23 protein-coding genes and 1 riboswitch are annotated in these 26,857 nt (G+C 46.1%); of the genes, 2 read left to right on the forward strand and 21 right to left on the reverse strand.

From position 1 onward, the window contains the following. Positions 1-128 precede the first annotated feature (128 nt). Both AC58QM_RS23530 and AC58QM_RS23535 read left to right on the forward strand, forming a co-directional pair. Complete coding sequence (locus AC58QM_RS23530; RefSeq protein WP_497287287.1) at positions 129-296, forward strand: hypothetical protein; 168 nt, start codon at positions 129-131, stop codon at positions 294-296. Between the two features lie 126 nt (positions 297-422). Next, positions 423-522: riboswitch (purine riboswitch) on the forward strand. Between the two features lie 69 nt (positions 523-591). After that, entirely contained in the window at positions 592-1,926 is a 1,335-nt protein-coding gene (locus AC58QM_RS23535; protein ID WP_497287288.1) for a 5'-deoxyadenosine deaminase, read from the forward strand. 352 nt (positions 1,927-2,278) lie between these two features. On the opposite strand, the gene AC58QM_RS23540 is transcribed toward AC58QM_RS23535, so the two are convergent. The 21 genes from AC58QM_RS23540 to AC58QM_RS23640 all read right to left on the reverse strand — a co-directional run bounded on the left by AC58QM_RS23540 (position 2,279) and on the right by AC58QM_RS23640 (position 26,783). Then, the gene (locus AC58QM_RS23540) at positions 2,279-2,479 is read right to left on the reverse strand and encodes a cold-shock protein (protein WP_028555213.1); all 201 of its coding nucleotides are present in this window, start codon (positions 2,477-2,479) and stop codon (positions 2,279-2,281) included. Positions 2,480-2,648: 169 nt separating this feature from the next. Beyond that, positions 2,649-2,867, reverse strand: coding sequence for a helix-turn-helix domain-containing protein (locus AC58QM_RS23545; protein WP_497287289.1), 219 nt, complete (start codon positions 2,865-2,867; stop codon positions 2,649-2,651). Positions 2,868-2,879: 12 nt separating this feature from the next. Continuing rightward, positions 2,880-3,278: a pyrophosphohydrolase domain-containing protein gene (locus tag AC58QM_RS23550; protein WP_497287290.1), complete on the reverse strand. Its 399-nt coding sequence runs from the start codon at positions 3,276-3,278 to the stop codon at positions 2,880-2,882. Between the two features lie 84 nt (positions 3,279-3,362). Next, positions 3,363-3,902 (reverse strand): C40 family peptidase, encoded by a 540-nt coding sequence (locus tag AC58QM_RS23555; RefSeq protein WP_497287291.1) that lies wholly within the window; start codon positions 3,900-3,902, stop codon positions 3,363-3,365. 157 nt (positions 3,903-4,059) lie between these two features. Next, positions 4,060-5,256, reverse strand: a complete 1,197-nt coding sequence (locus AC58QM_RS23560) for a response regulator (protein ID WP_497287292.1) — start codon at positions 5,254-5,256, stop codon at positions 4,060-4,062. A gap of 9 nt (positions 5,257-5,265) precedes the next feature. Next, a complete protein-coding gene (locus AC58QM_RS23565; RefSeq protein ID WP_497287293.1) occupies positions 5,266-7,104 on the reverse strand; it encodes a sensor histidine kinase in 1,839 nt (612 codons plus the stop codon). Between the two features lie 82 nt (positions 7,105-7,186). Then, on the reverse strand, positions 7,187-8,068 hold the full coding sequence (locus AC58QM_RS23570) for a carbohydrate ABC transporter permease (protein WP_497287294.1): 882 nt from the start codon (positions 8,066-8,068) through the stop codon (positions 7,187-7,189). Between the two features lie 17 nt (positions 8,069-8,085). Then, positions 8,086-8,976: a carbohydrate ABC transporter permease gene (locus AC58QM_RS23575; RefSeq protein ID WP_497287295.1), complete on the reverse strand. Its 891-nt coding sequence runs from the start codon at positions 8,974-8,976 to the stop codon at positions 8,086-8,088. A gap of 109 nt (positions 8,977-9,085) precedes the next feature. Next, positions 9,086-10,426 (reverse strand): extracellular solute-binding protein, encoded by a 1,341-nt coding sequence (locus AC58QM_RS23580; RefSeq protein WP_497287296.1) that lies wholly within the window; start codon positions 10,424-10,426, stop codon positions 9,086-9,088. 253 nt (positions 10,427-10,679) lie between these two features. Continuing rightward, the gene (locus AC58QM_RS23585; protein WP_497287297.1) at positions 10,680-12,980 is read right to left on the reverse strand and encodes a DUF4962 domain-containing protein; all 2,301 of its coding nucleotides are present in this window, start codon (positions 12,978-12,980) and stop codon (positions 10,680-10,682) included. A gap of 30 nt (positions 12,981-13,010) precedes the next feature. Continuing rightward, a complete protein-coding gene (locus AC58QM_RS23590) occupies positions 13,011-15,071 on the reverse strand; it encodes a heparinase II/III domain-containing protein (RefSeq protein WP_497287298.1) in 2,061 nt (686 codons plus the stop codon). Next, a complete protein-coding gene (locus tag AC58QM_RS23595) occupies positions 15,068-15,835 on the reverse strand; it encodes an SDR family NAD(P)-dependent oxidoreductase (protein ID WP_310500012.1) in 768 nt (255 codons plus the stop codon). The genes AC58QM_RS23590 and AC58QM_RS23595 overlap by 4 nt, the downstream gene beginning before the upstream one ends. 72 nt (positions 15,836-15,907) lie before the next feature. Next, the gene (locus AC58QM_RS23600) at positions 15,908-17,764 is read right to left on the reverse strand and encodes a cache domain-containing sensor histidine kinase (protein ID WP_497287299.1); all 1,857 of its coding nucleotides are present in this window, start codon (positions 17,762-17,764) and stop codon (positions 15,908-15,910) included. Then, entirely contained in the window at positions 17,764-18,801 is a 1,038-nt protein-coding gene (locus tag AC58QM_RS23605) for a response regulator (RefSeq protein ID WP_497287300.1), read from the reverse strand. Before AC58QM_RS23605 ends, AC58QM_RS23600 begins: the two co-directional genes overlap by 1 nt. A gap of 88 nt (positions 18,802-18,889) precedes the next feature. Beyond that, positions 18,890-20,479 (reverse strand): extracellular solute-binding protein, encoded by a 1,590-nt coding sequence (locus AC58QM_RS23610; RefSeq protein WP_497287301.1) that lies wholly within the window; start codon positions 20,477-20,479, stop codon positions 18,890-18,892. 168 nt (positions 20,480-20,647) lie between these two features. Beyond that, on the reverse strand, positions 20,648-21,529 hold the full coding sequence (locus tag AC58QM_RS23615; protein WP_497287302.1) for a carbohydrate ABC transporter permease: 882 nt from the start codon (positions 21,527-21,529) through the stop codon (positions 20,648-20,650). Between the two features lie 18 nt (positions 21,530-21,547). Further along, the gene (locus AC58QM_RS23620; RefSeq protein ID WP_497287440.1) at positions 21,548-22,480 is read right to left on the reverse strand and encodes an ABC transporter permease; all 933 of its coding nucleotides are present in this window, start codon (positions 22,478-22,480) and stop codon (positions 21,548-21,550) included. Between the two features lie 209 nt (positions 22,481-22,689). After that, positions 22,690-23,916: a Ger(x)C family spore germination protein gene (locus tag AC58QM_RS23625; protein WP_497287303.1), complete on the reverse strand. Its 1,227-nt coding sequence runs from the start codon at positions 23,914-23,916 to the stop codon at positions 22,690-22,692. After that, complete coding sequence (locus AC58QM_RS23630; RefSeq protein WP_497287304.1) at positions 23,900-25,000, reverse strand: GerAB/ArcD/ProY family transporter; 1,101 nt, start codon at positions 24,998-25,000, stop codon at positions 23,900-23,902. The genes AC58QM_RS23625 and AC58QM_RS23630 overlap by 17 nt, the downstream gene beginning before the upstream one ends. Before the next feature lie 18 nt (positions 25,001-25,018). Beyond that, entirely contained in the window at positions 25,019-26,560 is a 1,542-nt protein-coding gene (locus AC58QM_RS23635; RefSeq protein WP_497287305.1) for a spore germination protein, read from the reverse strand. Between the two features lie 10 nt (positions 26,561-26,570). Then, complete coding sequence (locus AC58QM_RS23640) at positions 26,571-26,783, reverse strand: hypothetical protein (protein WP_497287306.1); 213 nt, start codon at positions 26,781-26,783, stop codon at positions 26,571-26,573. Positions 26,784-26,857: the final 74 nt, after the last annotated feature.

A 26,857-nucleotide genomic window follows, 5' to 3' on the forward strand; every position in this document is an offset into this window, starting at 1 on the left:
ATGTCTGAAGGCGATGTGTTTTTAGGACCAAAGACTGAGAGGACAAACAGCAACCAAGCTGCCTTGCTAATGAGCCCAGATGGAAGAGAGGGTGACTTCAGCGATATGTTGCGCGAGGGGGGAGAGGTTTGGGATCCCCTAATCCGATGCATTTGTACGGATATCATATGTTGGTGCTTAGTCGCAACGGGCAGCTTTCAACCGGAAGTCCTTGGTGGGTGGATACATTGAACGTTGCCGCAGGTGAGACGTACGAGGTTGGTTGGCCGCAGCATGAGGAATCACCCATTTTCTAATCTGGCCACACAATTCGCACAATTGAAAGCTGTTTTTTCAAAAAAGAGGGAGGGCATGTCATATTAACTTACACATTGTTGACAAAATACCCCTTTGCCGTTTACTCTAAAAGAAGCAGGCACGACCTAATTGCATATGACTCCTTTCGTATAACCTTAATAATTGGATTAAGGGTCTCTACTTAGAAACCGTAAATTTCTAGCTACGAAAAATGTGCGCTGACAGGCATATTTTTCATGGCTAGTTTTTTTGTGCCTATATTTTCATATATTAGGGAGTAGGAGGTTTCATACGATGACAACTATTTTAATTAAAGATGCACAGATTGTGACCATGAACCGCAACGGGGATATTATTACTGGTGATCTGTTGATCGAAAATGACCGCATTACCGCAATTGGACCAGACTTGAATCCACCGCACGCTGACAAAATCATCAATGCCAAGAATCGCACGATTATTCCGGGCTTTATTCAAACACACATTCATCTCTGCCAGACATTGTTTCGTGGAAAAGGGGACGATCTAGAGCTCATGGATTGGCTAAAAAGGCGGATTTGGCCGCTTGAAGCCTCGCATGACGAAGAGTCGATCTACTATTCGGCGATGCTTGGCATCGGTGAATTGATTCAAAGCGGAACAACAACCATCGTAGATATGGAGACTGTGCATCACACGGATTACGCTTTTCAAGCGATTGCAGAGAGTGGGATTCGCGCGTTGTCTGGTAAGGTGATGATGGACAAAGGGGATGAAGTTCCTTTTGCCTTACAGGAAAATACCACAGACTCCATTCAACAGAGTGTTGATTTACTGGAAAAATGGCATGGTCACGACGACGGCCGCATCCAGTACGCGTTCTCTCCGCGTTTTGTCATTTCGTGTACGGAAGAGCTCCTGCGCGAGGTGCGCAGCTTATCAGAACAGTACCAAGTGAAGGTGCATACGCACGCTTCTGAAAATCTCGGTGAAATCGAGATCGTGCAAGCCGAAACAGGCATGCGCAACGTTGTCTACCTCGATCATCTCGGCCTAGCGAATGAACGATTGATCTTGGCGCATTGCATCTGGCTAGACGAGCAAGAAAAACGCATCATTCACGAGCGTGGCGTGCATGTCAGCCATTGTCCCGGCTCCAACCTGAAGCTAGCTTCAGGGATCGCCGAGACGCCTGAGATGCTTAAGCTGGACATCTCTGTCAGCTTAGGTGCAGATGGAGCGCCGTGCAACAACAATCTCGATATGTTCAACGAGATGAGGCTCGCTGCGCTCATCCAGAAGCCCGTACACGGCCCGACGGCAATGAATGCGCAGACGGTGTTCCGCATGGCGACCATCGGCGGCGCTCGCGCCGTGGGCATGGCTGATGAGATCGGTTCGCTCGAAGTCGGCAAGAAAGCCGACTTAGCGATCCTCGATCTCAACAACTTCCACACGTATCCGTCCTACGACGTGGATCCGATCTCGCGCATCGTCTACTCGGCGACGCGTGCTGATGTCGAAACGACCATTATTAATGGTCGCATCGTCATGGAAAACCGCATCATGCGGACGGTTGATAAGGACATCGTCCTGCCCGAGGCCAACCGCTCAATTCAGCGGTTGTTGAAGAGGGCGAACCTGCGCTAGTCGCAACCCGTGTCGAAGGGAACGTAGATGCCTTATTTCGCCGAGTAGGCTGTACCTTGCCGATCAGCGCCTCCTCAACGGTGGGCAGGCTTCACGCCCCGCATTAGCGAATGTTGGCCCACAAGACCGCGTAGCACGCGTTTAGCAGCTTGACCGGCAACAGCTGGGCGGATCAAAGATCGCCCGCTGCTGCCCGCTCAGAATCGGCTAGGAAAGCTTTGGCTGCCAGCTCCACCCCCATCACGGGAAAGATCACCCAGGCACTTTGGTAACGGAAGAACGAAAAAAAAAGAAAGACCCTTAACTAAAGTTAAGGGTCTTTCTAGAGAATGCTATATTTGCAAGCTGAAGCTTACAGTTTTACAACGTTCTCAGCTTGTGGTCCGCGGTTGCCTTGAACTACGTTGAACTCAACGCGTTGGCCTTCGTCCAAAGATTTGAAACCTTCGCCAGTGATTGCGGAGAAATGTACGAATACATCGTTTCCACCTTCAACTTCGATAAATCCAAATCCTTTTTCTGCGTTAAACCATTTAACTGTTCCTACTGCCATGGGTAATACCTCCAAAGTTTTATTAACATGTCTTTTTTCTTGTTTCGAACAAAAAAATTACACATTGGAAAAGGTTTCATTTACTTAAATGATAACCCTTTGCAATACGCAATTCAGGTTTTCCCTTTAAGACTATTAATACTGTACCACACAATATTAGGTATTGCAATTATACCTGAGAGGGATTTATTGCTAAAGCGATGAAGGATTCTCTGTCCTCAATTTTAAGTGCTATAGCTAGTGCTAATGCGACATCTTTCGACGGTACGATTCGACCATTTTCGATTGAATTCAGTATAGAATAGCTGATTCCCGCTTTCTCTCCAAGCTTGCGTAAAGTGAGATTTTGCTGTTGCCGCAACTCTTTGAGCCGAATATGGAAGGCCACGATCGCCTCACCTCAACTTTCTTTATTTTTTTGTCTATGAATTTCAGTTCTAATTTTGTCGAATGGGTCTTCCCAGGTTGGCGGCTTGATGGTTTTGCCCATTTCATTCTTGTGAACTTTGCCATCGGGCCATACCTTGGACATGTTCGCATGTTGGACGATATCAAAGATGGGTCCAGGTTCTACACCCATTTCAACAAGTGTCCCCAATACAAAATACAATTCATCGATCATCGCATCAACTTCATCTTCTAATGTAGCTGCTTCTTCAAATTCATTCAGCTCTTCCTGCATCCACGCCAAACGCGCGGCTTTACGCTGAGCGGATAGGCGCTGCGGTGATGCGCCCACCGGATGCTCAAACGTCTCATGAAACTTCTTAACAGCCTCAAAGGCTAGCTTTAATGTCATTATATAGTAGCTCCCTTAACCTAATAATAGTTTTCTACTATATACCATTAGGAGGGAGTTGTGGTCAATATGTCCGGGGTTTATTTAAAAATGACGCCCCATAATAAAACGATCTTTCCAATAACCTGAAGTCATGGAACGTATTACGACACCTGAGCTTGTTGTGTTGCTGATAAATTGCCCATTACCAATATAGATACCTACATGATTAATTCGACCTGGTGTCGATACACTGAACATCACAAGATCGCCTTTGCTTAGGCTTGTCTTCTTCGAGACTTTGGTTCCCAGCTTCGCTTGCGCCCCAGAGCCCCATGGAAGCTTGATACCATGCTTACTAAAAACAAGCTGCGTATAGGCAGAGCAGTCTAGGATAAGACGGCTAGTATTTCTAGTACCATATCGGTAAGTGACATCTCCGATGTACGACTTCGCTGTACGCACAATGCTGTCTGCACGGGACGTGCTCGTTGCCGTTGCTGTCGCAGCAGCTACCGCCCCATTCGTGGTTGTCGTGGCAGCAGAAGCCGCCTGAGGGCTTAACAACGCAGTTCCTGCGACTAGCAGGGAAAGACTTAGACCTAGGACAGATTGTTGAAGGCGGTTCTTTTTCACAAAAATCATGATTGATTTCCTCCTTTGGTATTAAATGCGAGTTTATTGGACCTGCTATTACCATAGCACATACCAAAGACCCTAATATTTAACAGAAAAGGAGGAAAGTCGCGTCACGCCTCATTGTAGGAACTATTCTGAGAATTCCATGAGAATTCACTGAGACTCAATCTCTTGACACCAATGAATCCGCTTTATCACCAGTATGTTCCTGCCGAAACTCCGACGGGGTCACGCCATACTTCTTCTTAAACACTTGTGAGAAATGCCTCATATCCTGGTAGCCCACACGCTCAGCGACGTCTGCCAGCTTCAGCTTCGGATTCATCAACAGCTGCTTCGCCTGCTCCAAGCGCAGGTTTATCACGAATTCTTTGAAGCCCTGGCCCGTTTTTTGCTTAAACAGCTGACTGAAGTATACAGGGTTCAAATACACAATTGATGCCACTTTCTCTAGGGAAAGGTCCTCTTGATAATGCGTGCGCATGTATTGAATAGCCACTTCAACGGAACGATCACTGCCGCTTGCATGATGCTCATAGACTTGTGTCGTGGAGGCCTGACGCATCTGTTGTACCTCCGCAGGTACTGATTGGAAATGCTCAATTCGTTCCGTGCTCATGATCTGGAAGGGTACTTTTAAATATTTAATGAGATGACTGCGCAGCTCCTCTATGAGTTGTGCCGTAGTCGTTCCTTCAGGCGGAGTGACGAGCCCTAGCAAGCTTTTGCTATCATGAACCGTCACGAATCCCTTGCCATAGCGTTCAATCAGCTCCAACAAGACGTTTTCGATAATGAAATTCTCTAAGAAAACGGCTTTATCGGTCTCCATTTTGACCATAATAAGGTAAAAATACGGATGTTGCTCCACAAAGGGTCCCATGTCGATACGCCCCGTATCCAAACCTTGCACCCATCGCTGAAAAACAGCTTCCTGCAGAAATTTGCGATTCGTTTTGAGTAGCTCCGCTTCCTCGCTCAGTTCAGTATCATGTGCGATTTCCTCGCTCAGCTTCCTTATCATTTCGCTCAGCACTTCTTTTCCAATCGGTTTCAGCAAATAGTCTTTCGCACCTAATCGCACAGCTTCTTGGGCATAGGAAAACTCCGAATAGGCGGAAATCACAACCCACTTCACATGGGGATGGCGACTCCGCGACATATTCATCAATTCTAAACCCGTCATCCCTGGCATCAGAATGTCCGTAAGCACGATATGAATGGTATGGCTGCGAAGTATATTGATCGCTTGCTCCGCATTCGTGGCCAGATGAATCATGTGTTCAGGGAACCGATTCTGAATGGTGCGTTGAATACCTTGTAGAATAATGGTCTCGTCATCAACGATAAGAATATCCATAATGGTCTGTTATACCCCCCTACGAGGAAGCGGCATCGCGATGATAACCGTTGTCCCTACCTCTGGTTTACTTTGTATCCGGAGTCCATAGGCTTCCCCGAACAGCAATACAATACGTCGATGCACATTGGTCAAACCAATACCTCTTCTCGTCATCTTGCTGCCCAAATCAGTCTTCGTTTCGCCAGCGCTGTCTTCCGCTTTATACGTGTACGAATCCCCAATGATACGCGAGTCTTCTTCTAGCCGCGCCTGCATTTGACGAAGGAGATCCTCTTCAATTCCCACGCCATTGTCAGAGATAATAATATGTAACTCTTGCTCATGCACCTCCGCACATACCCGCAGCACACCGAGTTCTCGCAATGGCTCCAATCCATACTTGACTGCATTCTCAATAATGGGCTGCAGTGTCATCTTCGGCAGAACGACATCCAGCCATTCGGAATCAATGTCAATCTCCGTGCTCACCCTGCCCTCCAAACGGTTCTCGATGATCGTCATATAATGACGCATCTGATCCAGCTCTTGCTGCAGTGTTGTTTTGGATGCTTCCTGCCAATCACTGCTGTAACGGAACATATGAGACAACGCCAGAATGACTCTGCCTAAACGATCATTCTCGCGTTCGTCGAGCATCCAATAGATCATATCTAAGGTGTTGTAGAGGAAATGAGGGTTTACTTGGGACTGCAACGCCTGTAGTTCAGCATTTTTCTCACTCATGGAAGCAAGCGTAATGCGTTCAATGAGTTCATCCATCCGATTCACCATGCGATTGAATGAGGATACCAGTGAATTAATTTCTTCAAATGATTTAACCGTCACGGAACCCTTAAAATTCCCCATCTCCACTTGCTTCATCTCACGGATCAGCAACTTTAGCGGGGACGCAATATTCTGCGAAATTAGGCTCGCTAAGGCCGTAGAAAGGATGATAAGGACAACGATGACGACGTATAAGTATTCCCTTGTTTTGACGACTTCTGCATTGATATCTTCTTTCGGCGTTAACCCAAATACGGTCCAATCCGACATTTTTGCTTTCGCCGCTACGATTAGCTGATCTGTGCGATCATCAATAATAATGTCGTTTTGTTGCGGGCGTGGAAGCCCACTGAACGATGGAAACAGCGCTTTATCTTCGGCTGTCGTAGCGATCATACGATTCTCTCGATCTACGATATATACGCGAGAGTTAGGGCTTATCGTCACGTTGGAGAGCGCGGCAAGGATCGGCTGCGGATTGGTCTCGATCAACATAACACCAATAACCCGATGATCCGTGAGATCGTAGAGCTTCCTGCCAAAAACGAAGAGCGGATCTCGTTGAAATTTGTTGATTACCGAGCCCTGTACAAGTCCTAGCCAGACCATCTCCCCTGTCGAGTCTTGCAACTTCTGGTACCAGTCCGTGCTCGAATAATTCATATCGATGACGGTATTAAAGCCGCGTTCGTAGTTATAGTTTTTACCTGCGTTCGTAATAACATGAATACCGATAATATCGTCACGCGAATAATAGATGGCTCCCAAAATATTCGTGATGGTACGTTCATTTAAGATGCTGGCTGTCAGATCTGGATTGACATCACGATCCTGGATTAAACGAAGCATTTCATAATTACTATTCAATGATTTTGTAATACTATCATAGCCCTGTAAGAGCAAATCAAATAAACCTACGGTTTGTGAAATATTTTTTTGCGCTAAGTCACTGATCTTACTATGTATAATTTGCGTTGTCTTCTGGTAGTACAACACACTAACAAGCAGTACGAGTACGAGCATGGAAGTAATGAATAGCATAAATAGCCGATTATGAATGGAATTAAGGCCCCGTTTCACGCTTGCGTGGTCCCCTTTCGATAGGCAGTATTTGCTATTTTAACATAGTCTCGGCATAAATAGAAAAAAGAGAGGGGTGAAGTTAACCCTTCACCGCTCCCGCTACCATACCTTTTGTAATTTTGTCCGCTAATAAGAAGTACACGATAATAACCGGCAACGCACCTAGTACAAGGAATGCGCCGATGGCACCATAGTTAACGGAATACTGACTCACGAAACTGTTAACCCCGAAAGGAAGCGTTTTGAGGCGCTCGGACGAGATAAACGTTGCTGCGAGGATGTACTCGTTCCAGATGTTGATAAAAGTAAGAATACATACTGTCATCATTGGAGGAACCGAAATCGGAAGAATAACCCCCGTGAATATTTTGAAAATCCCTGCGCCATCCACAACAGCTGACTCTTCAATCTCTGCCGGGATAGATCTCATAAACCCGCTGAGGATAAAAACCGCAACTGGCGTTTGAAAAGCAATGTACGGCAGTATGATGGACAGATGTGTGTTCAAGATGCTTAGGTTTTTGAAAATGAGCATCAGCGGCAGCAATGTCGCTTGCATTGGAACCATCATCCCGATAAGGAAAATGACCATGACGAGTGGACCATATTTCCATTTAAATCGTGTAATAGCAAAAGCCGTTAAGGAACTCAAGAACAAAACACTAACCATTGTAACTAAAGTAACAAAAAGGCTGTTCTTCAAGTACTGGAAGTAATGCCCCGCTTTAACTGCATTTGAGAAGTTACTCCACTGCAGCACATGCGGCAGTGCGAAAAACCGACCAGATAAGATTTCCTCATTCGTCTTGAGTGAATAGATGAACAGCCAAAGCAATGGATATACTTGTGTCACCACAAGTAAGGATAGGAATATGATCACAATCACTTTCAGGATAGAGAAGCTTTTGCGTCTCCGAATAATGGCAGGTTTAGCCGCAGCTGCATCCCTGGCGTTTAGCATGGTGACACTTCCCTTCCTCAGGTATATTTTTTCTCTAGTTTATTAAAGATGGAGTTAATTATAACTGTTGCTACAAGACATAAAACAACCAAGAAAGCCGCAATTGCACTTCCGTAACCATATTTCAGGGATAGGAACGAATTATTGTACATCAGGGTAGAAATCACATCTGTTGCATGAGCTGGGCCGCCGCCTGTCATGACCATAATCATGTCAAACGCTTGTAGAGACCCGATAAAAGCAAGGACAATCGATATTTTGAAAATCGGAATATTCATAGGGAAAGTGATATACCAGTCGGCTTTAAGGCCTTCTGCTCCATCGAGACGCGCAGCCTCATAAATATCAGCCGGAATGTTCTGAATGCCGGTAAATTGAATCAATGTGTGATAACCCAAGTACTGCCATAGGGCAACAAAATAAAGAGAGTACATAGCGATTTTCGGATCCGTTAACCATGATCTCGTCCAGCTATGTAGGTTAAGTAAATCTAGAACCTGATTGAGCATACCGCCCATAGACGCCGGATTGTAAATAGTTTTCCATAATTGCCCAACAATAACAACTGACAGAATAACAGGTAAAAAGTAAGCAGATACTAGGAAATTCGGTTTTTTGATAAAGCGATTTAGCAAAATAGCTACACCCAATGCAATTGGGATTTCACACATGGAAAATACAGCGAACATCAATGTGCGTTTGACAGATGGCCAAAATAAGGGATCATGAAACAACATGGTGCGGAAATTCTCTAATCCGATGAATTTCGAAGCGCCAATCCCATTCCACTCCAGTAATCCACTGTACATAGACACAAGGATAGGTACAAACACAAGACATACGTAAATCAACAAACAGGGCAGTACAAACATGGCAATCGTCCACTTGGAGACTCTTAACACATTCACTTGGCTCGCCTCCTTCATGGGGATATACCCATGGGGAACTTACCTTGAGCACCTTCGAGGCACTCGAGATAAATTCCCTTTGGGCTATTACTTTAGTATTGGATCGAACTTATTTTTTGTTCGTGTCGTAAGCTGTTTGGTGCTCTTTCGCTACCGTTGCAGCATCTACTTTTTGTACGAAAAGGTTTTGAATGCTTGATAAGTGGCCTTGAGCTGTACCTGGGTTCATTGTGTTATCGAACGCAAGGTCGCCGCCTTTAACTTTTTTGAACAGTCCAAGAACGTCCATTGCCATGTCGGAATAGCCAGCAGCTTTGAAGTCGCCGTCAACTTTTTGTGCAAGACCTACAGCGCCTTTAACTGCAAAAGCTTCTTTAGGGAAGTTCAACATGAAGTAGTTCAAGAAATCTTTTGTTTCTTTCAAGTTTTTGCTGTTTGCAGATACTGCGAATGCGGAACCTGGCGCCAACATGAACTCATCTGGGTTACCTTTGCCCTTAACTGTTGGGAATTGGAATACGCCAACTTTACCGTTAACGGAAGAAGTTTCGATACCGCCAGTTGCCCAGCTACCCATGTAGTACATTGCAGCTTTACCTGTTTTAAACAAGTTCTCACCAGCGTTGTAGTCGAAGGATGTTGCGCCCTCTTGGAATGCGCCAGCTTGGATCAAATCTTCGAAAGAGCTAACAGCATCTGTAAATGCTGGGTCATTAAATGTTTTCTTACCATCAACAACAGCTTGCAAGAATCCAGGACCGCCGTTCGTGCGAAGCAAAACGTTCATGAACAAGAAGGAACCCGTCCAGGAATCTTTTTCACCGATCGCCATTGGCTGAATGCCTTTGGATTTCAGGATTTTCACGTCCGCGACCATTTCTTCGAAGGTTTTTGGAACGTCAGCAATACCTGCTTGTTTGAACAAGTCTTTGTTGTAGTAAACAACACCGATGTTGTTACCGTCTGGCAATGCGTAGATATTGTTTTTGAAGCTGTACCAGTTAAGGATACCTTCTTGGAACGTTGCTTTAAGTCCGTTTTGCTCAACCATATCATTCAATGGAGCGAAAAGGCCCGCATCAACGAAAGGTTGCATTTGAGCAGCTGGGTTCACGACAGTGATATCAGGAACTTCTTTGGATGCTGCTTGAGTTTTCAATTTAAGCTTTTGTTGGTCCGTGTTCAAGGAATCAAGCTCGATCTTGATGTTTGGATTTTTAGCTTGGTAGTCGGCTACGATTTTCTTCAACATACCATTTTTCGGATCCGTAGGATCCGGATATATGTTTTGGAACGTGATAGTAATGTTCTTGCCCGTTGCTGGCGTAGCTGAAGCTCCTGCTGCTGGTGATGCAGTGCTCTTGCTATCTCCACCTGAACCACACGCTGTTAAACTAATGGCTAGTGCGCTTGCCGCAATGACTTGTAGTGACTTATACTTTTTCACCAATGTAAATCCCCCTCGTTTGAGTGAATGTCTTTATGTTCCTATTATGCCGTTTTATTGGCACCCCTTACAATGCGTGAACTTTAGGTATCATGTTTGATTTCTATAGATTTATCTACTCCAATAACTTTCCCATTAGGCTGTTTTTTTATGAGCTGATCCACCTTACAATCCATCTGCCAGGTAAAAAAGACACAAAAAAGCGACCCCTTGCCGGCTCGCGCTGACTTGGAATCGCTTGGGTAGAATGCTTATTTTAATAGGCCTTTGGTACTTCTACTCGGTTGGTAATCCCATCTTCCGTGAAATAGATATGAACGTCAAAGCCTTGATCATCCATAAAATACGACACATATTTCGGTTCGCCATGTTTGATTGGCACAAGAAGCGTCGCGATACGGTGGGTTCGTGCTGACTTCGTAGTTGCTTTCAAATGATAATGAGGTGGTAACCCTTCGATCTCGGATTGGTCGATGTCCGTGAAGCTTTGATGCTGTGACAGTTCTAACTCGCCTGATGAGCAGTAGACGAAACGACCGTCCATATCTGCTTTGCGGCCTTGGACCTTGAACGTTTGTCCGTTGAGCTTCATCTCATATAATGTTTGGAACAACCAGTCAACAGTACCTGCTTGTGCGAGATCAATATGATCTACGACCACAACGTACGTACCGAAGAAGTATAGTTCACGCACATATCGTTCCAGGTACGGCACGTATTCTTGGTATGCCGCGGTTGCGTTCGCACGAGAATAACCGTAGCCTTTCCGTTGTTCGGCAACCTCAACGAATCCGTTGGCCGCCATATTCAGCACTTTGTTCTTCTCCGCATATTGGCCTAGACCGTCAATCAAAATGTTATTGGTCGAACGCGTCTGCCTGCGCCAATTCATATGCATCGTGGAGCTGAACGCTACGTAGTAGCCGCTTTCAATGGCTAACGGCTCACCATAGGCATGCAGTAAGAAGCCGTTCTGGTCACCATGGCTATGGCTGACAGAACCGTATTTGCTGCTCTTCGTGAGAAGCATAATGTGCCGTTCTGGGTCTGCCATATTGGAATGGAAGGCAACCCAATCGATGTCGCGGAACCATTTTACGGATTGAATATTCGCATCTGTAGGTGCAATTGCTTCAATTTGCGGGTAATCGTGGCGGTACACCATTTCATCGAAGCGGAAATCCCACCAACCATAGTTGTAGAACTTCATCTCCGAATCTGTATCGGTCTCGCGAACACGCTCGAAATACCATTGATACAAACCGTTTCCTGTTACGCCTGCAAATTGACGGATGTTGAAGCCTGTTTTCAAACTGACGGGATCTCCCAAAGTGGACTGATCACCAAAACTTGCTCGCAATGTGTCCGGACTGAACGCATATAACGGGAAATCACCTGTTTTAGCGAAAAATGGTCGTTTGTAGAAATTGATGCCCGTAAATTTCTTTAATAAATTCATCGCTTCCGTGACGAATGCCATGCCTGTTGTCCAATACATCGGACCTTCCGCCCAGCCTCCGTCCGGCCCTCCCCAAGGGGAGTATAGACCTGCATAGTACTCAAGCGTGTAGTCCAACCACTCCTGAACCTCCGGCTCTTCCTGCAAGAGTACGATACAGCAAGGTACAAGTACACTGGATAAGGATCGCACAGCGTGACTGTCATAAGGCACATGATGGATTTTGGAATGCTCGATGACATGCTGAGCGATTTGACGTGTACGTTCGAGAAGAACGTGTCGAATTTGCTTGCGTTCATCTTCGGATAGCTCGTCGTAAAGCCAGTCATAACCCCAAGCGATAGCTCCTGCCATACGGAAGGAAGCCTCATCGTTATAATCGCGGCTTGTTGTGCCTTTAATGTCCCACTGACAGATGTGGAGCAGCCAGGTTTTGGCGCGATCTAATAAGGATGCGTCGTTCAAGAGCTGACCCGCTACGGCAAGGTGACGCACAGCATAAAGCACTTCTTGCGTATCCATGTACATTTGACGCCACAATTTGGCCACGCGTTTATTTCCTGGGTAATGAAGTGGTTCTGCGATCAGATCTCTTTCAATCCAAGGTCTAACGGACTTCTCGAAGAAAATATCAAATTCACAATACGATCGATCCGTCTCTAATGCGGAGCGAAAGGCGTCTAACTCGGAAGCTTGGAGCCATAATCTTGGATGCTGAGAAGATACTTCTTCATATCGCTTAGCTCTGCTTGGCAGCGGCGTTTCTGGCAAATCTGCCGGAACTTCAAAACGGCGAGTACAGCTCCATGCGGTTTGCTCTCCATTGTCTTCGAGTAACGCATAGCGCCAGTAATACGTGCCCGCCTCAAGCGCGGAATCTGGTGTATATAAATTATAGGGAATTGGTTGAATGGTTTGTGTTGATGTCGGCGAGAAATCCTCCGATTGCGCAATCTGCAGCACATAACGATCATGCTCCAATTGTGCTGGGATCCATGTGAAGCGCGGCGGGTTTTCCAGCAACACCGTCTTCTCATTCGGCTCGTATTGTACGGTTAACACACCGCTCTGCGGTTCGTAAAGTGGAGATAATGTCATGGGATTTCCCCCTCCAGACTATCTTTATAATTAAAGGATTTGTAATCCGTTATCTGTTCGTAACTGAATGCGGACAGCCGTACCGGATTGATCAGGCACGGTAATACTGATTTCATTAGTAGCCATTTGCGAAAGCTGAACGGCACTTCCCGCACGATAGACGTGAATAAAATCTGCTTTACGGTCATTCCGGCGATGAAGCATCGCAGTAAGTGAGCGGCTAGGATCAATTGCATCACCTGGCGTCTGCACGGCCACGACCTCGTCACCAGCTTGAACAAGCGCCGTATGGGAAATAACAGCGTCTGTTTCATTGAGCTTGTAAGCAACCTGCAACTGACCAGCATCATCACCTGTTGTAACAAATTGTCCAATGATCGGTAGTTGCTGCTCCTTAATCGTTGTAACGTCCCCTGCTTTCTCAGCGATAAACAGCTGATAAGCTGCTTCAGGACTAAGCGGTTGCTGTAGGCCATCAATGGCTACTACAGGATGCATCCACCATTCGATCGCTTGTGGTTGATCACCAGTAAGCTCCACTTGGAACCAGTCCAACATCCAATCTTCCGTTAGCAAAAGATGTCGATTCATCGTACAACCTTCGTAGCCTTCTGTCGATTGAATCCACGCATATACCGAAGTATCTGTCGCTTCGTAATGCTTCAGGCGCCCTTCATGCGGCGCTTGTGAATGGCCTGCCAGCGAGACCGTGTTGTGGCTGGCCGTCTCTGCGAACCACGATCTGCGCATGGACGAGCCGTAAGGCACCATCCCGAGATCGGGGGTTAGGGTTTGATCTTGGTGCATCAACGTTAGATGCAGCTTGTCGAAGTGGCCGTGGGAACCGCCGTGCTCGCCGAAGTCGGCGAGGAACGACAGCGGGTTCCCCGCTATGCGGCCGATGACGAAGCCGGCATCCGGCCAGAGCCGCGAACTGCGCGGCTCTGCCTGAGCGGCGCGGTCAGCGCCTCCGCCGTAGAGCAGCGCTTCCAGCTGCTCGTTCCCGGCAGCGCCTAGCTGCCGGGACGCTTCGCGCAGCACTGGCGCAAGGCCCGCGATGCCGTAGATCGTGAGCCCCTGCTCCGCGATCTCGGCGATTTCGCGGGCGTAAGCGCCCCGCGCAAGCGGCCCGTCATGCAGGGCCGGCAACGCGCCCTGGTCGTCGGCCAAGTCGGCCAACGCCTCGAGCATGCCGCGCATGGATTGCCCCTCTGCGCCAGTCGTGGCGTAGAGATCAATACCGAAGCGCTGCGCCATTTCGGCAGCGATCAGATAAGCACGAAGCACGAATACGTGATAGTACGTGCTTCCTTCGAATTCGAATTGATCGGCTTTCACGCCGATGGAAAGATGATGAATGAAGCCGCCTTGGCCTTCAATAAGTGCTTCAAGCAGCGCCTGCTCGCCTCGAGCCGCATACACACAAGATAAGGACGCATTCAGCCAAGCCGTATAATTGTTCTCCGCATTGTTCCTTTCATGGATCAAAATATGCCGGTACTCCTCCATACTTCCCGCCAACAAACCTAAGAACACGTCGATCGCCACTTGTTCCTTCGCATCGAAGGTAATACCTCCATCGCGAAGCAGTAAATAAGCGCGAATTAGCGTTGTAGACCAAATCGCCTCGGTCAGCGCTTGATGAAATGCGCGTCCCTTCAGCATCCAGCTCTGTGCTTCTGGATGCACCGGATAGAGCGGAAACTGCTCCGCGTATTCGACAAGCAAACGTTTGCTAATCTGTGCATAGGAAACGTCACCCAGAGCCGCATAAACAGCTGCCGACTGAAGCGCCACACGCGCCAAGGATTGGTGCTTAAACACGAGCCACGCACCGCGGTAGGCTTCACCTGTGATCACACAACCGTGTGGGCATAGGAATTCTGAAGCATCTACACCGACTTCATCGAACAACAGTTCGGTGTGATGGTGTGGACAAACATACTGGTGCCACCAACCACCAGGTTCTTTAGGAACGATCAGGCTGCCTGCTTGCTGCAGCCTGTCGATTTCTTCTTTAAGCTTCTGGGCGGTCTGACCCGCCCACGTCAATGTCTCTACTTTAGCGGCTAAGGGGATCGCGGTACTCATCGCATCATCATCCCGCCGTTGATTTCGATCGTTTCACCTGTTACATAACTAGCTAGGTTGGAAGCTAGGTAAAGGACAGCGCCTGCTACATCATCTGGTGTACCTTCGCGTTGCAAGGGAATACCGTTAATTGTTGCTTGTCGCGCAGCATCCGTTGTGAATGTCGCGTGGAACATCGTGTTGCCGATGAAACCTGGTGAAACGTTGTTCACGGTAATGCCGCTAGCTGCAACTTCTTTTGCCAAACCTTTAGAGAAAGTAAGAACTGCTGCTTTGCTTGCTGCATATACACTTCCGCCAGGTCCGCCACCGTTATGAGCAGCTACAGATGTCATGTTAATGATGCGGCCATAGCCTTTCTCTTTCATACCACCTAGAACTCGTTTGGACACGAATACCGTGCTTTTCAAGTTGACATCCATGATGCGGTCGTACATTTCTTCAGACATATCTACATTTGGAACGCGTTGTACAAGGTGACCCGCGTTATTCACAAGAATATCGATCGTTCCACCAAGCGCTTGCTCTACTTCACTCACTAATCTGTCGATTTGCTCGATATTGGTTACATCAGCTTGAACGAGGACAGCTTCCCCGCCTAATGCTTGGATCTCTTCAACAACTGCTTGCCCTTGAGCTACATTATTTAAACAGTTAACGCCAACTTTAGCACCATTACTAGCCAAAGCTAGCGCAATTGCGCGTCCAATCCCTGCATTCGATCCTGTTACAAGTGCAATTTTCCCCGTTAAGTTGATGTTCATTGTGTTATCCTCCCATGGATATAAATCTATATTTTTTATTTGATCGCTGCTTGTGCAGCGTAACTACCTGTCTTAAGAGTTCCGCAGCCGAGGCCGCACTGTCTCTGGCATCGTCATCGTGACACAAGTGCCGCGTCCCCACTCGCTGTCGACAGACAGCCCGTAGGCTTCGCCGAACACCATTTGAATCCGTCGATGAACGTTCATCAGACCAATACCACCGCCACGCTTGACCCCGGAGCTCGCTTCTTCCGGCTCGGCCAGTCGGTTCTCCTGTAGTTTCCTACGCAACTCAGCCAGTCTCTCTGGCATCATGCCCGTTCCATTGTCCTCAATGAACACCTGGAACAAGCCAGCCTCTTTGCGGGCATCAATTCGAATGGTATGACGCTCTTCCACACCATCTGGAAACGCGTGTTGAAAAATATTTTCAATCAACGGCTGTAACGTCAAACGGACCATTTTCTCAAGCAGCAGGCTCGGAGGAATCGCAACATCAATCTCGAATTCCCGCTCCGTACGATGCTGTAAAATAATCATATAGTTCCGTACGTGATTCAGCTCATTGGCAACTGTGATTTCCTCCAGATTGGTTTGAACCGAATAGCGAAGCATGAAGGCCATCGCTTCCACCATTTCCGTGATTTCATTAGAATCTTGTACAATGGCGTAACAGTTGATCGTTTCCAGCGTGTTATATAGGAAGTGCGGGTTAATTTGCAGTTGTAAGGCCTGAAATTCAGCCCTCTGACGCTCGAGCTTGCTTTCCCCCAGCTCCAGCGCGTTCTTCTGCTGATCCAGCTCTGCTTCATACACACGTTCGATCATATCGGACAATCGGGTCACCATCAGGTTGTAGCTGTGAATGAGTCCACCAATCTCATCGGTTCGGCCCGCATCTTCGATATACTGCCAGTTCCCCTTCTCGGTCTCACGCATACTGTCTTTGAGATCACGGATCGGCCTAATAATGGAGCGACCGAAGCGGAAAGAGAGCCATAGTGAAGCAGCCAACGTGACTAAACCTACAATAATCGTCGTTGTTCGAATCGTGTTGGCAGGACGGCGTAGTTCCTGGACTGGCATAGAGGCGACAAGATTCCAATCGGAGTAGCCCGATTTCCTTGATACAAACATACGTTCTTCCCCGTTGTATTTGGACAAAAACGTTTGATTTCCACTTGTCAGCACTTGTGAAGCTAACTCATCCTGCGATTTGCGCTCACTCATCTTACGCGGATAAATATAATTACCAGCGTCATCCACAATGAAGAAAAATCCCTCTTTCCCCAAGCTAACACGGTCCCACGTTTTCGCAAGTTCATCTAGCTTAATTTCAATAGCGACAACTCCGCGGTTGGCATCCCCATACGAAGGGCCTCTCACTTTACGTGCCATCGTGACAACGGATCCTTCATCAACAGGGCGGATGCTCATATTGAGCAGTGCAATTTTGCCATCACCAGGCGTTGATTTCATCAAGTAATCGTACTTTTCACGTACAAGCACAGGATCAAAATTCAGCAGGTTCTGATTCTCATAAATCACGGATCGACCGTGCTGACCAACGACGTAACTCATGTTTAGCTGTTTATACAAGGTAATGACTGAAGTAACCGAGATTCGGGCGAACTCCTTGATTTTTTCCGAATACACGTAGTATTCATATCCATCATCCGGCTTAATTTCCATAAACGCTCGTACGTCAGAATTCGACGAAAAGGCATTGCTGAGCAGCTCATACGCCTGTAAATAGCTATCCGTTTGATAGTTCGCACTATCGATCATCTGCTCCATATATTGCTTGACTTGGTCATCCAGCGCCCGCGAAGACTGCACGTAGGAAACAGCACCTACAGACAACAGCGATAGGACGATGACGATGAGAAAATACGCATAAATTTGACGCGATAGCGACTTTCTCTTCATTATCTAATCCCCATTCGCTGACGGTATTCCGAGGGTAGACAGCCTTCATACTTTTTGAACGTTTTCGTAAAATGCGGATGATCCGCATAACCAACCTCACCGGAAATATCGGTAATACGCCAATGCGGCTGCTGCAGCAGTTTCTTCGCTTTCTCCATCCGTCGTCGTGTGCGATATTGCACGAAAGTTTCTTGCGTATTTTGCTTAAACAATTGGCTAAAGTAAGAAGGATTCAGTCCAATGAATTCGGCTACCTCTTCTAACGAAACTTCCTCAGCGAGATGCTTCTCCATGTACTGCTTCGCTTCTTCAACGGGGTCCTTCTGTTTACCTTTACGCTTACTCTTCAGCTCTTGCAGCAGTCCTTTTACGGACGTCTCAAACCAACGCCATACATCTTCTTCATTAAACGAAGCGGAGATCTTCAGTTCCTCCTGAATCACATATACATCGCGAACGGTTAACCGCCCATGAACAAGTGTATAAATCTCCTGCACAATATCACTGATGCGATTCAGCTTTAGTTTATAGGTACTCAGCTCGGATTGAATCTCCGTTAGAATGCGCTCCAGTTCCTCTTGCTGCAGCATCCATACCGCTTGCTCCAATCGGGTAGCCCAGCTCTCCAGCTTTGTAACGGCGACGAAGGATTCTGAACTCACCTTGCTTTTGTTCACAATGAGCTTCTCCAACACCTGCTGAAAACCCTTAATATTAACTGGCTTCAACAAATATTCTTTCACCCCGTAAGACACACACTTCTGGGCATACTCGAAATCCCCATAGCCAGAAATCACAACCACTTGAATGTCTGCATCCATCTTAGCAATTTGCGCGCACAGCTCCAGACCATCCATCTTCGGCATGCGTATGTCTGTAAAAAGGAAGTCAGGTCGTTCCTCTTGAATCCGCTGTATTGCGACAACACCATTCTCAGCTGTTCGTAAGCTTTCAATGGGCAGCTCCGATTGTTCCACAAGCTTCTGTAATCCTCTGCGTATCATCGGTTCGTCATCGACAATGAGTATGCGGTACATGAGAAACTCTCCTTTCAAAATGGGATGAAATGCACGCTCCCCACGCACCGTTGGGTACGTGAGGAGGCGGCATGCTCAGGAACTGAGCTTATTTTCTTGGCATCGACACAGTCGTACCGGAATCTTTACTATTAAATTTCTCTGTTGCTTCCTTGATAACTTCGTTTCCACCTTTGGACTTCCACTCTTCCAATACTTTCGGCCAATCGGAAATCGGTTCTTTACCATAAACCATTTTCACCATGTGGGAAAGAATAACTGGAGGCGCTTGGTCAGAAAGCGGTGAAATATCAGGGTTTTTCATCAAAGATTCTAGACGAGGCTCGAAGTTGATACCATCGCGTCCTTCATTCTTCAATGTCGTGTCATACACGTTCATAAGTTTTTTACCATCTTCTGTCAAGCTAAGTGTACCCTTATTATATGTTGTATCTTGGACAAGCCACAAGAAGGATTGACGGTAACGCTCTTCATCGACAGCAGCAGGGTCTGTTGGCGCTTTGTAATCGATTTTGCCATTAGCTTCTGTGTACGTGTCGCCTGCGATACCGAAAGTGAAGAATTTCTCTGCTTCGTCGGACATCATCCAGTCATAGAACTTAATAATTTGCTCTGCATTTTTTACATTTTTATTGATGAAATAAGCACGCGGCGCTGGTCCATACAAGTAGTGACCACCTTTGCCATCCGGTCCTGTCGGGGAAGAAATAATTTCGATATCACCCGTTGGAACTGTTGCTTTCAATTGTGTTTCCCATTGCAGCATTTCGTTTGCATTCATAGACCACATACCTGCTTTACCAGCAAGAATCGTGTTTTTGAATACTGTCGCGTTAATTGTTGCAAATTCTTTGTTGATCAAGCCTTCGTCAAACATGGTTTTATACGTTTGCAGGGCTTTCGTCATGTTCTCTGTATCGAAGAATTTCGGCAAGATTTGATCGCCAGACTTCTCGAACATCGATAGGTATGGATACACATCATAAGCACCGAAGAAGGAATCGGCATATTTGAAGTTCTCACGGCCCATGTATGGGTTCTCAACACCCATTTCCTTGAACTTACGTAGAACAGCCATGTACTCATCTACAGTTTTCGGAACGCCTAAACCTGTTTTATCTAGCAGATCCTTACGGATAAAGATTGAACGACGGGATGGGTTCGACAAGTACTCTGGAATCGCATAGATTTTACCGTTGTACGTAACGTTATCCCACGCGTCTTTCGGAACTTTTTTCAGCAAATTAGGACCAAACTTCTTAAGCAGCTCATCCAATGGTTGGAATACGCCTGCCTTCACAGATCCTGCCATTTCTTTCCCGTTTACTCCACCGCTGCCTTGTACAACATCTGGAATATCATTCGTTGCAAACATTTGAATCATTTTCTGTTCATATTCTTTGTGAGGAACAAGCACGATATTCAGATCAGAGTTAGTTAACTCTTCAAGCTTCTTCACCCATTTGTCTTGATTAATATCAGGAGATTTCTCAACATGTCCGAAAGCAAGTGTACGTAGGGAGATGGAGAACTTCGTTTTTTCAGCTGGCTTTGCGCTAGCAGCACCTGGACTGGCAGCTGCACTAGATGATGGTTTATCTTCTGTCTTCGCCGAACAAGCAACCAATGCACTGGCCATTAACACCGTAGCCATCGTCGTGGGAATCCATTTTTTCATTTATACCCCTCTTTTCATTTCGACTAAGTAACGTGCGCGTTCACAACCTCATTGTAAAAGCGTTTACAATTAGCGACTATGGACTGTCTTTAGTTCGAATTGTCTTTTTTTTAGAGTTCAGTAAAAAGAGTTAATAAATCACTGATTTGTATAATTCTGTGGTCTCGATTAGGATTTAACCGAACCAACCATCATACCCTTGACGAAATGACGTTGTAAGAATGGATAAATAATAATGATTGGCAGCGTTGCAATGATAATCGTCGCCATTTTAATTCCTTCTGGATCCATGTGAGCTAGTCCACTAAACTGTGAGGCATTCGGATCAATACTGATATCCTCGGAAACAATCAGTTGGCGGAGCTTTACTTGAAGCGGCCATAGAGCTGGCTTATTTACATAGTACAATGCGGCTTGAAACGTATTCCAATGGCTGACCGCGTAGAAAATCCCTAGAGAAGCCATAACCGGTTTCGATAGCGGCAATACAATGTTCCAAATCATTCTGAGCTCGGAACAGCCGTCGATGCGTCCAGAGTCAATCAACTCACTCGGAATTTGCATGAAGAACGAACGCATAATAAAGAAGTTAAAAGCACTGATCGCACCTGGAATCATTAAAGCCCAGAGCGAGTTTGTAAGGTGCAAATTTTTCATCAAAATAAAGTTAGGAATAAGCGGTGCTGTAAAAACCATCGTAATCAGGACCATAATAACAACCACATTACGACCCGCATACTCTGGACGCGATACTGGGTAAGCCAGTGAGGCCGTCGCAATCAGATTGATGAGTGTTCCCACCACTGTAATATACACAGTTACTCCGAAAGAACGCCAGATTGCCGCATCACTAAATACATATTGATAATTGATTGATGTAAACTGAACAGGCCAGAACAATACCTTCCCATTCACAATTGACTCTGAAGAACTGAACGATTGAGCCAGCACGTTTAAGAACGGCAGGAGCATCGCTAGTGACAAGATAGATAGAAATAATATATTAAAGCCGTTAAACACTTGCCAGCCGGCTGTCGGCTTGCGATTCATATAGCGTTCACCTCCGTCTTAGTACAAGCTTTCACCCGTTGTTTTTTTGCTTAAAATATTTCCTGTAACAATAAAGATGACGCCTACAACGGCTTTGAAAAGCCCAATAGCTGTCGTATAACTAAATTGTTGACCTTGCAGACCCTGCGCATAAATATACGTATCTAGAATTTCTCCACTTTCTTTGTTGAGCGGATTTAAGAATACATACACACGCTCGAAGCCAAAGTCAAGGAATTTACCAATGTGTAAGAGGAACAAAATCATAATCGTCGGCAACAAGGAAGGTAGCGTAATGGATATCGTTTGTCTCCACCGATTAGCGCCATCCACTTCGGAAGCTTCATATAAATCTGGATTAATCCCAGCTAGCGCGGCTAAATAAATGATGGTTCCATAACCAGAATCACGCCAAATCCCTGAAGAAATCAACACGGTACGAATCCATGATTCTTCACCCATAAAATAAATAGGTTCAAAACCTAACCAAGTAATGAAGTGGTTAACTGCCCCTGTAGACGGGGATAGAATACCGATCGCAATCCCGCTCACGATAACCCAGGACAGGAAGTGCGGCATGTATACGACCGTTTGAAGCACACGTTTGTACACCACGATGCGAAGCTCGTTCAAGAGCAGGGCAAGAATAATCGGTGCCGGAAACCCTAACAATAGATCATAGACACCAATGAGTACTGTATTTTTTAAAATATTGAGAAAATCATAGTGAGCAAACATCCGGGTAAAATGTTCAAGTCCCACCCACTTACTGCCTGTGAAGCCGTCAAAAATGTTGTAGTCCTGAAACGCAATAACAGAGCCTAACAACGGTACATACTTGAAAACTATAAAATAAATAATGCCTGGCAGCGATATTAAATATAGCGCCCTATACTTCCAAAACGTTCGCAGCAAGGCCTTTCCCTTACTTACCTGCTTTCGCTCACTCATCTGCTTTACCGCTTGTGCGTTGACCGCCATCCTCTGGCCCCCCTCACTCATCATCGTCGATGTTATAGGTCTATCGTACCCGGATGTAGCGCTTTCAACAATGGAATGGCTTTTCACCGACTTGTGTTTTTTTTAGGTTTTCGGGAAAAAGCAAAGAGGACGATCATGCTTCATTACGTGCATCATACGCCCCCCTCACTTACATCTAATTAAGAATGATCAGACTTCACCCAAGGCGAATAGAGCGTTCTTGACGTTCTGCGAAGCTTGGAGATGACCTGTATGTCCAGTTCGGCCTCTGGCAATATCTCCTTCTCCCACCGATCTTTAATTTGCTTCCATAGTTTAGGATTTCGATCTTCAAGGCTATTGCCGAAAGCAAATATGTCCGAATGATAGTCGACAGCAACTTTGTGAAAAGCCATCTTCACTTCATTCTGTATCGTTTTGGAAAATTGATCTTGGACATAGGCGATCGTTTGGGGATTTGTTTTAAACTTGGTGCTCGCTTTATCTCCGATATTGAACTCCACGGTAATTCGCAGTTGAATTTTGGCTTTTCCATCCTGATACTCCACTCTTCGTTTACTAACCTTTTCACCGGATAATTCCAAGGATATGTGACAATCGGTTTCATCCGGACAGGGCACGACGACAAGTGCTGATTTTAATTTCCCCATGACCCATAAAAAGCCCCTTGTCTCCGTCCCATTCAATGTCCCTACCATCTTCCCGTCAGAGTACACGCCTGTTCCATTAGCATAAAATAACGTGGATTGTTGGGTGTCCCCCTGCTCATAGGGCTTCACACCAACAATCGTTTTGACGTACTCGCTTTGATCAATTAAACGTATAATCGGACTGAAGGGCTGAGCACCTGTTGGTTGTGCAAGCTTTCGAGCAAACTCAGATAGATACACCTGGGCAGCTTTCCCTTCCAAATCCGAGTTTTTTATGATTTCTTTCAAATAATTCGACGATAAAGCTGTAATGTCTGGACTGGATTCCAGCATATCCAGCGCACGTCCTTTTACCGTGGCAATATAAGCCGTACCCCGAAGCTCGGGATCCGACGAGAAGAAGTCAAAGTAATAACGCGCATCTGTTTTTGCAGCGGATTCCCCAATTAATAACATTTGCAAATGGGACCAGTACAGCTTTTTTCCTGTTATTTTTATGTAGGATCGTACAGCCTCGAATGTTGTATTCCCAACGACACTCAAGGTCTTCTTCTGCTCCCCTTTCAAACCACTCATCGGCTTTAATGCCTCCAATACAGGCGTAAGCACGGTAAGGACGATTTGTCCTTTATCATTAAGGTCAATGCCTGCGGCAAGGACGTATTCGACCTTATCCGGTTCTTGGCGATTCCAACAGCCTGTGGTTACGCTCAGCAAGAGGCCCAGCGATAGCACCGTTCTAAGTATTCTGTTCATTCGCGGTTCTCCTTGCTTTCATCTTACCTGCAATCCAAACAATGGCGAGAAGGATGAAGGCATACCAACAAAATGTAACTCCTTTCGCAATTTCAAAACTAACAATGGAAACGTAAATATTGTCAGGTAGTAACGAAATATAGAACATAATGACGGAAACAGGCATCATCAATTCCTTATAATCTTTCGTGCCGAACCAATCTCGTGTACCGATACAGCAGGCATAGAACGTTAATGCCCCCTTTGACACATTGATGAATACCCATAGCGCCAAGAAGATACTCTCCAGATGCTCGATAAAATCAAAGATCGCAATATCTTTGATTAACTCGACGACCGGAAACAAAAGCCTCTGCGTATACGCACTGCCAAAGGTTCCTATCGTAACTAGAAAGATAACCTCGAATAGAAACATAACAATGATCGTGCACCAGATCAGCTTCTTGAACATGTGGTTTTTATGCTTGATTTGCGGATAAATAAATAGCAACACACTAATCTCAGAGAAAACACTCCAAATAGCTAAAGAACCCCTAAACACATCCATAAAGGAGGCATTCACAAGTGGCAGTATGCGTTCCATATCCACTTTTTGAAAAGAGAGACCAAACATAATAATAATCAATACGACAACACCGGGCATAACCACTTCTCCCCAGCGTGCAATGGATGCCATCCCTCCTTTCGCCAGATAGTAGCGTAGGAGAATCAACATGATTGCAATCAGCTCCAATGGTGTTTCTGGAAGAATCAGCGTAACGAATAATTCGCCAACAAGTCTAATTGAGGTACCAGAAAGAAAGACCAGCGGCACCAAAATGAAGAGTGCATACACGCGGCCAAAGAACGGTCCGAATAAGCTCAGACAATAAGCGATAATGCTCATCTCTTGCATAGACGAACCGATTTGTGTGATTAGCCAGAGAAACGGAATAACCATCAGGCCGCCGAGCAGAATAGACACCCATCCACTGTGTCCCGAGGCCTGTGTTATCGTACGTGGAAGTGTAAAAAATATCGTACCAAACACAGTAAAGCAGAGAAGAATCATAATTTGCTTAGTTGTTAGTTGGGCAGATGACAAGGATGTTCCTCTTCTCACTTAAGGTTTTTGCTTCTTAGGACCAAGAAATGATTGACGATATTTGAGTAGTGGCGCCGGTTTCTTGAAGACAATGGAATCATCGACTGCTTTGAGCGATTGCGGAGTCAATGCTGCCAGATAACTGACGCCAAAAGAACGCAGATGAATCATGTGAATGAGTATCGCGCTGGTGCTGAATACGATACCAAAAATACCGAAAACAGCGGCTAGAATCATGATAGGAAAACGCAGCAAACGGATGGCTAAGGACGCATTGTAATTAGGTATGGCAAAGGCGCCAATCGCTGTAAAAGAAACGATGATGGTCAGTACTGGGCCAACAATATTCGCCTGAACCGCCGCCTGTCCAATCACGAGCGCGCCAACGATACCAATCGTTTGCCCCATCGTGCCAGGCAGCCGCAGACTCGCCTCCCGCAACAGTTCCATGCTGATTTCCATAATCAGCGCTTCTACAAAAGCAGGGAATGGAATACCGCTGCGGTTGCTCGCAATGGCAAGCATCAATTCCGTCGGAATCATTTCTTGATGATACGTCGTAATTGCGATATAGATCGATGGCATCGTAAGCGCCATCATCATCGCTAAGAATCGCACCCAGCGCAACATGGTAGCTGCGATATAACTCGTGTAGTAATCCTCTGTCGAGAGTAGAAATTCTGTAAAGGTGATCGGCATGGTTAAGGCAAAAGGTGTGCCGTCCACTAGAACGACAATTTTACCTTCCAAGATGGCCGCAGCCGCTTTATCCACTCGCTCTGTCGAGCTAATTTGCGGAAATGGCGAGAGTGGTGAATCCTCCAAATAATCCTCCAGCTGTCCGCTATCTAGGATTCCCTCGGTCTCGATAGCCATCAGTCTTCTCTTCACCTCACCAACAATGCTTGGATTGGCTACATCCTGTAAATACACAATAGCTCCATCCGTCAACGTGCGCGAGCCAATTTGAATCGGAAAAAGAACCAATTTAGGATCTTTAATTTTTCTTCTGACTAAGGCCGTGTTGGTGCGAAGCACCTCATTAAACGCATCCTGAGGTCCCCGAATAACCGGCTCGCTGGTCGGATTGCTTACAAAACGATGCTCCCATCCTTCCGAGGTGATGAGCAAGATTTCCGCATCCCCATCCAGTAAAACGAGCGTATTCGAATACAGCAGTCCCTTGATGCTCTCCGCAAGCGTGTTTACGCGCTTGATACCGCTAGCCGTTATCACAAATTTCTCGATATACGTTAAAGTAACTTCCGCTTGATGATCTATTTGCATCAAGGGGAGAATGACACATTGATGGACAATATCCTTCTCGGCAAGTCCATCGATATAGAGAACAGCTGCACGAATCTCCGACCCATCACCCCTCTGGAGGAGAAGTTCACGAACAATAAGATCGGATGGATGCTGAGTGGTCGAGAGGATTAACTGCAAGTCCTTATCGAGACTACCACTTAATTGTTGTTCTACGAGATCAGGAGCATCAAGAGCTTCAAATAGCAGTCCGTGCGTTGAGCTGGAGGCTGATTTTTTGAGGAGTTTTCCCAAGAACGACAAACTAACCGCCTACCTTTTCAACAAGACTATTCATTATGATTTGCATAGTGTCCGTTAGCACATAAGAGGTTCCCGTTGCATGTAGGACAGCAAGAATGAGAGCGATTAGCAGCAAGGTGACATAAGCAGGAATCATTCTGCGATCTTGCTGGCGAACACTTTTCTTTGGATGACCGATTACAAACAGAATAAGAGCAACAAACAGAGAAATCATAGTCATTCCCCCCCTGTGTTTTACGAGTAGGTTCTGCTTTTACTTCTAGTTTTATCCAATCATCACTTCGCGAT

Source organism: Paenibacillus sp. J22P165 (genome assembly GCF_059692015.1).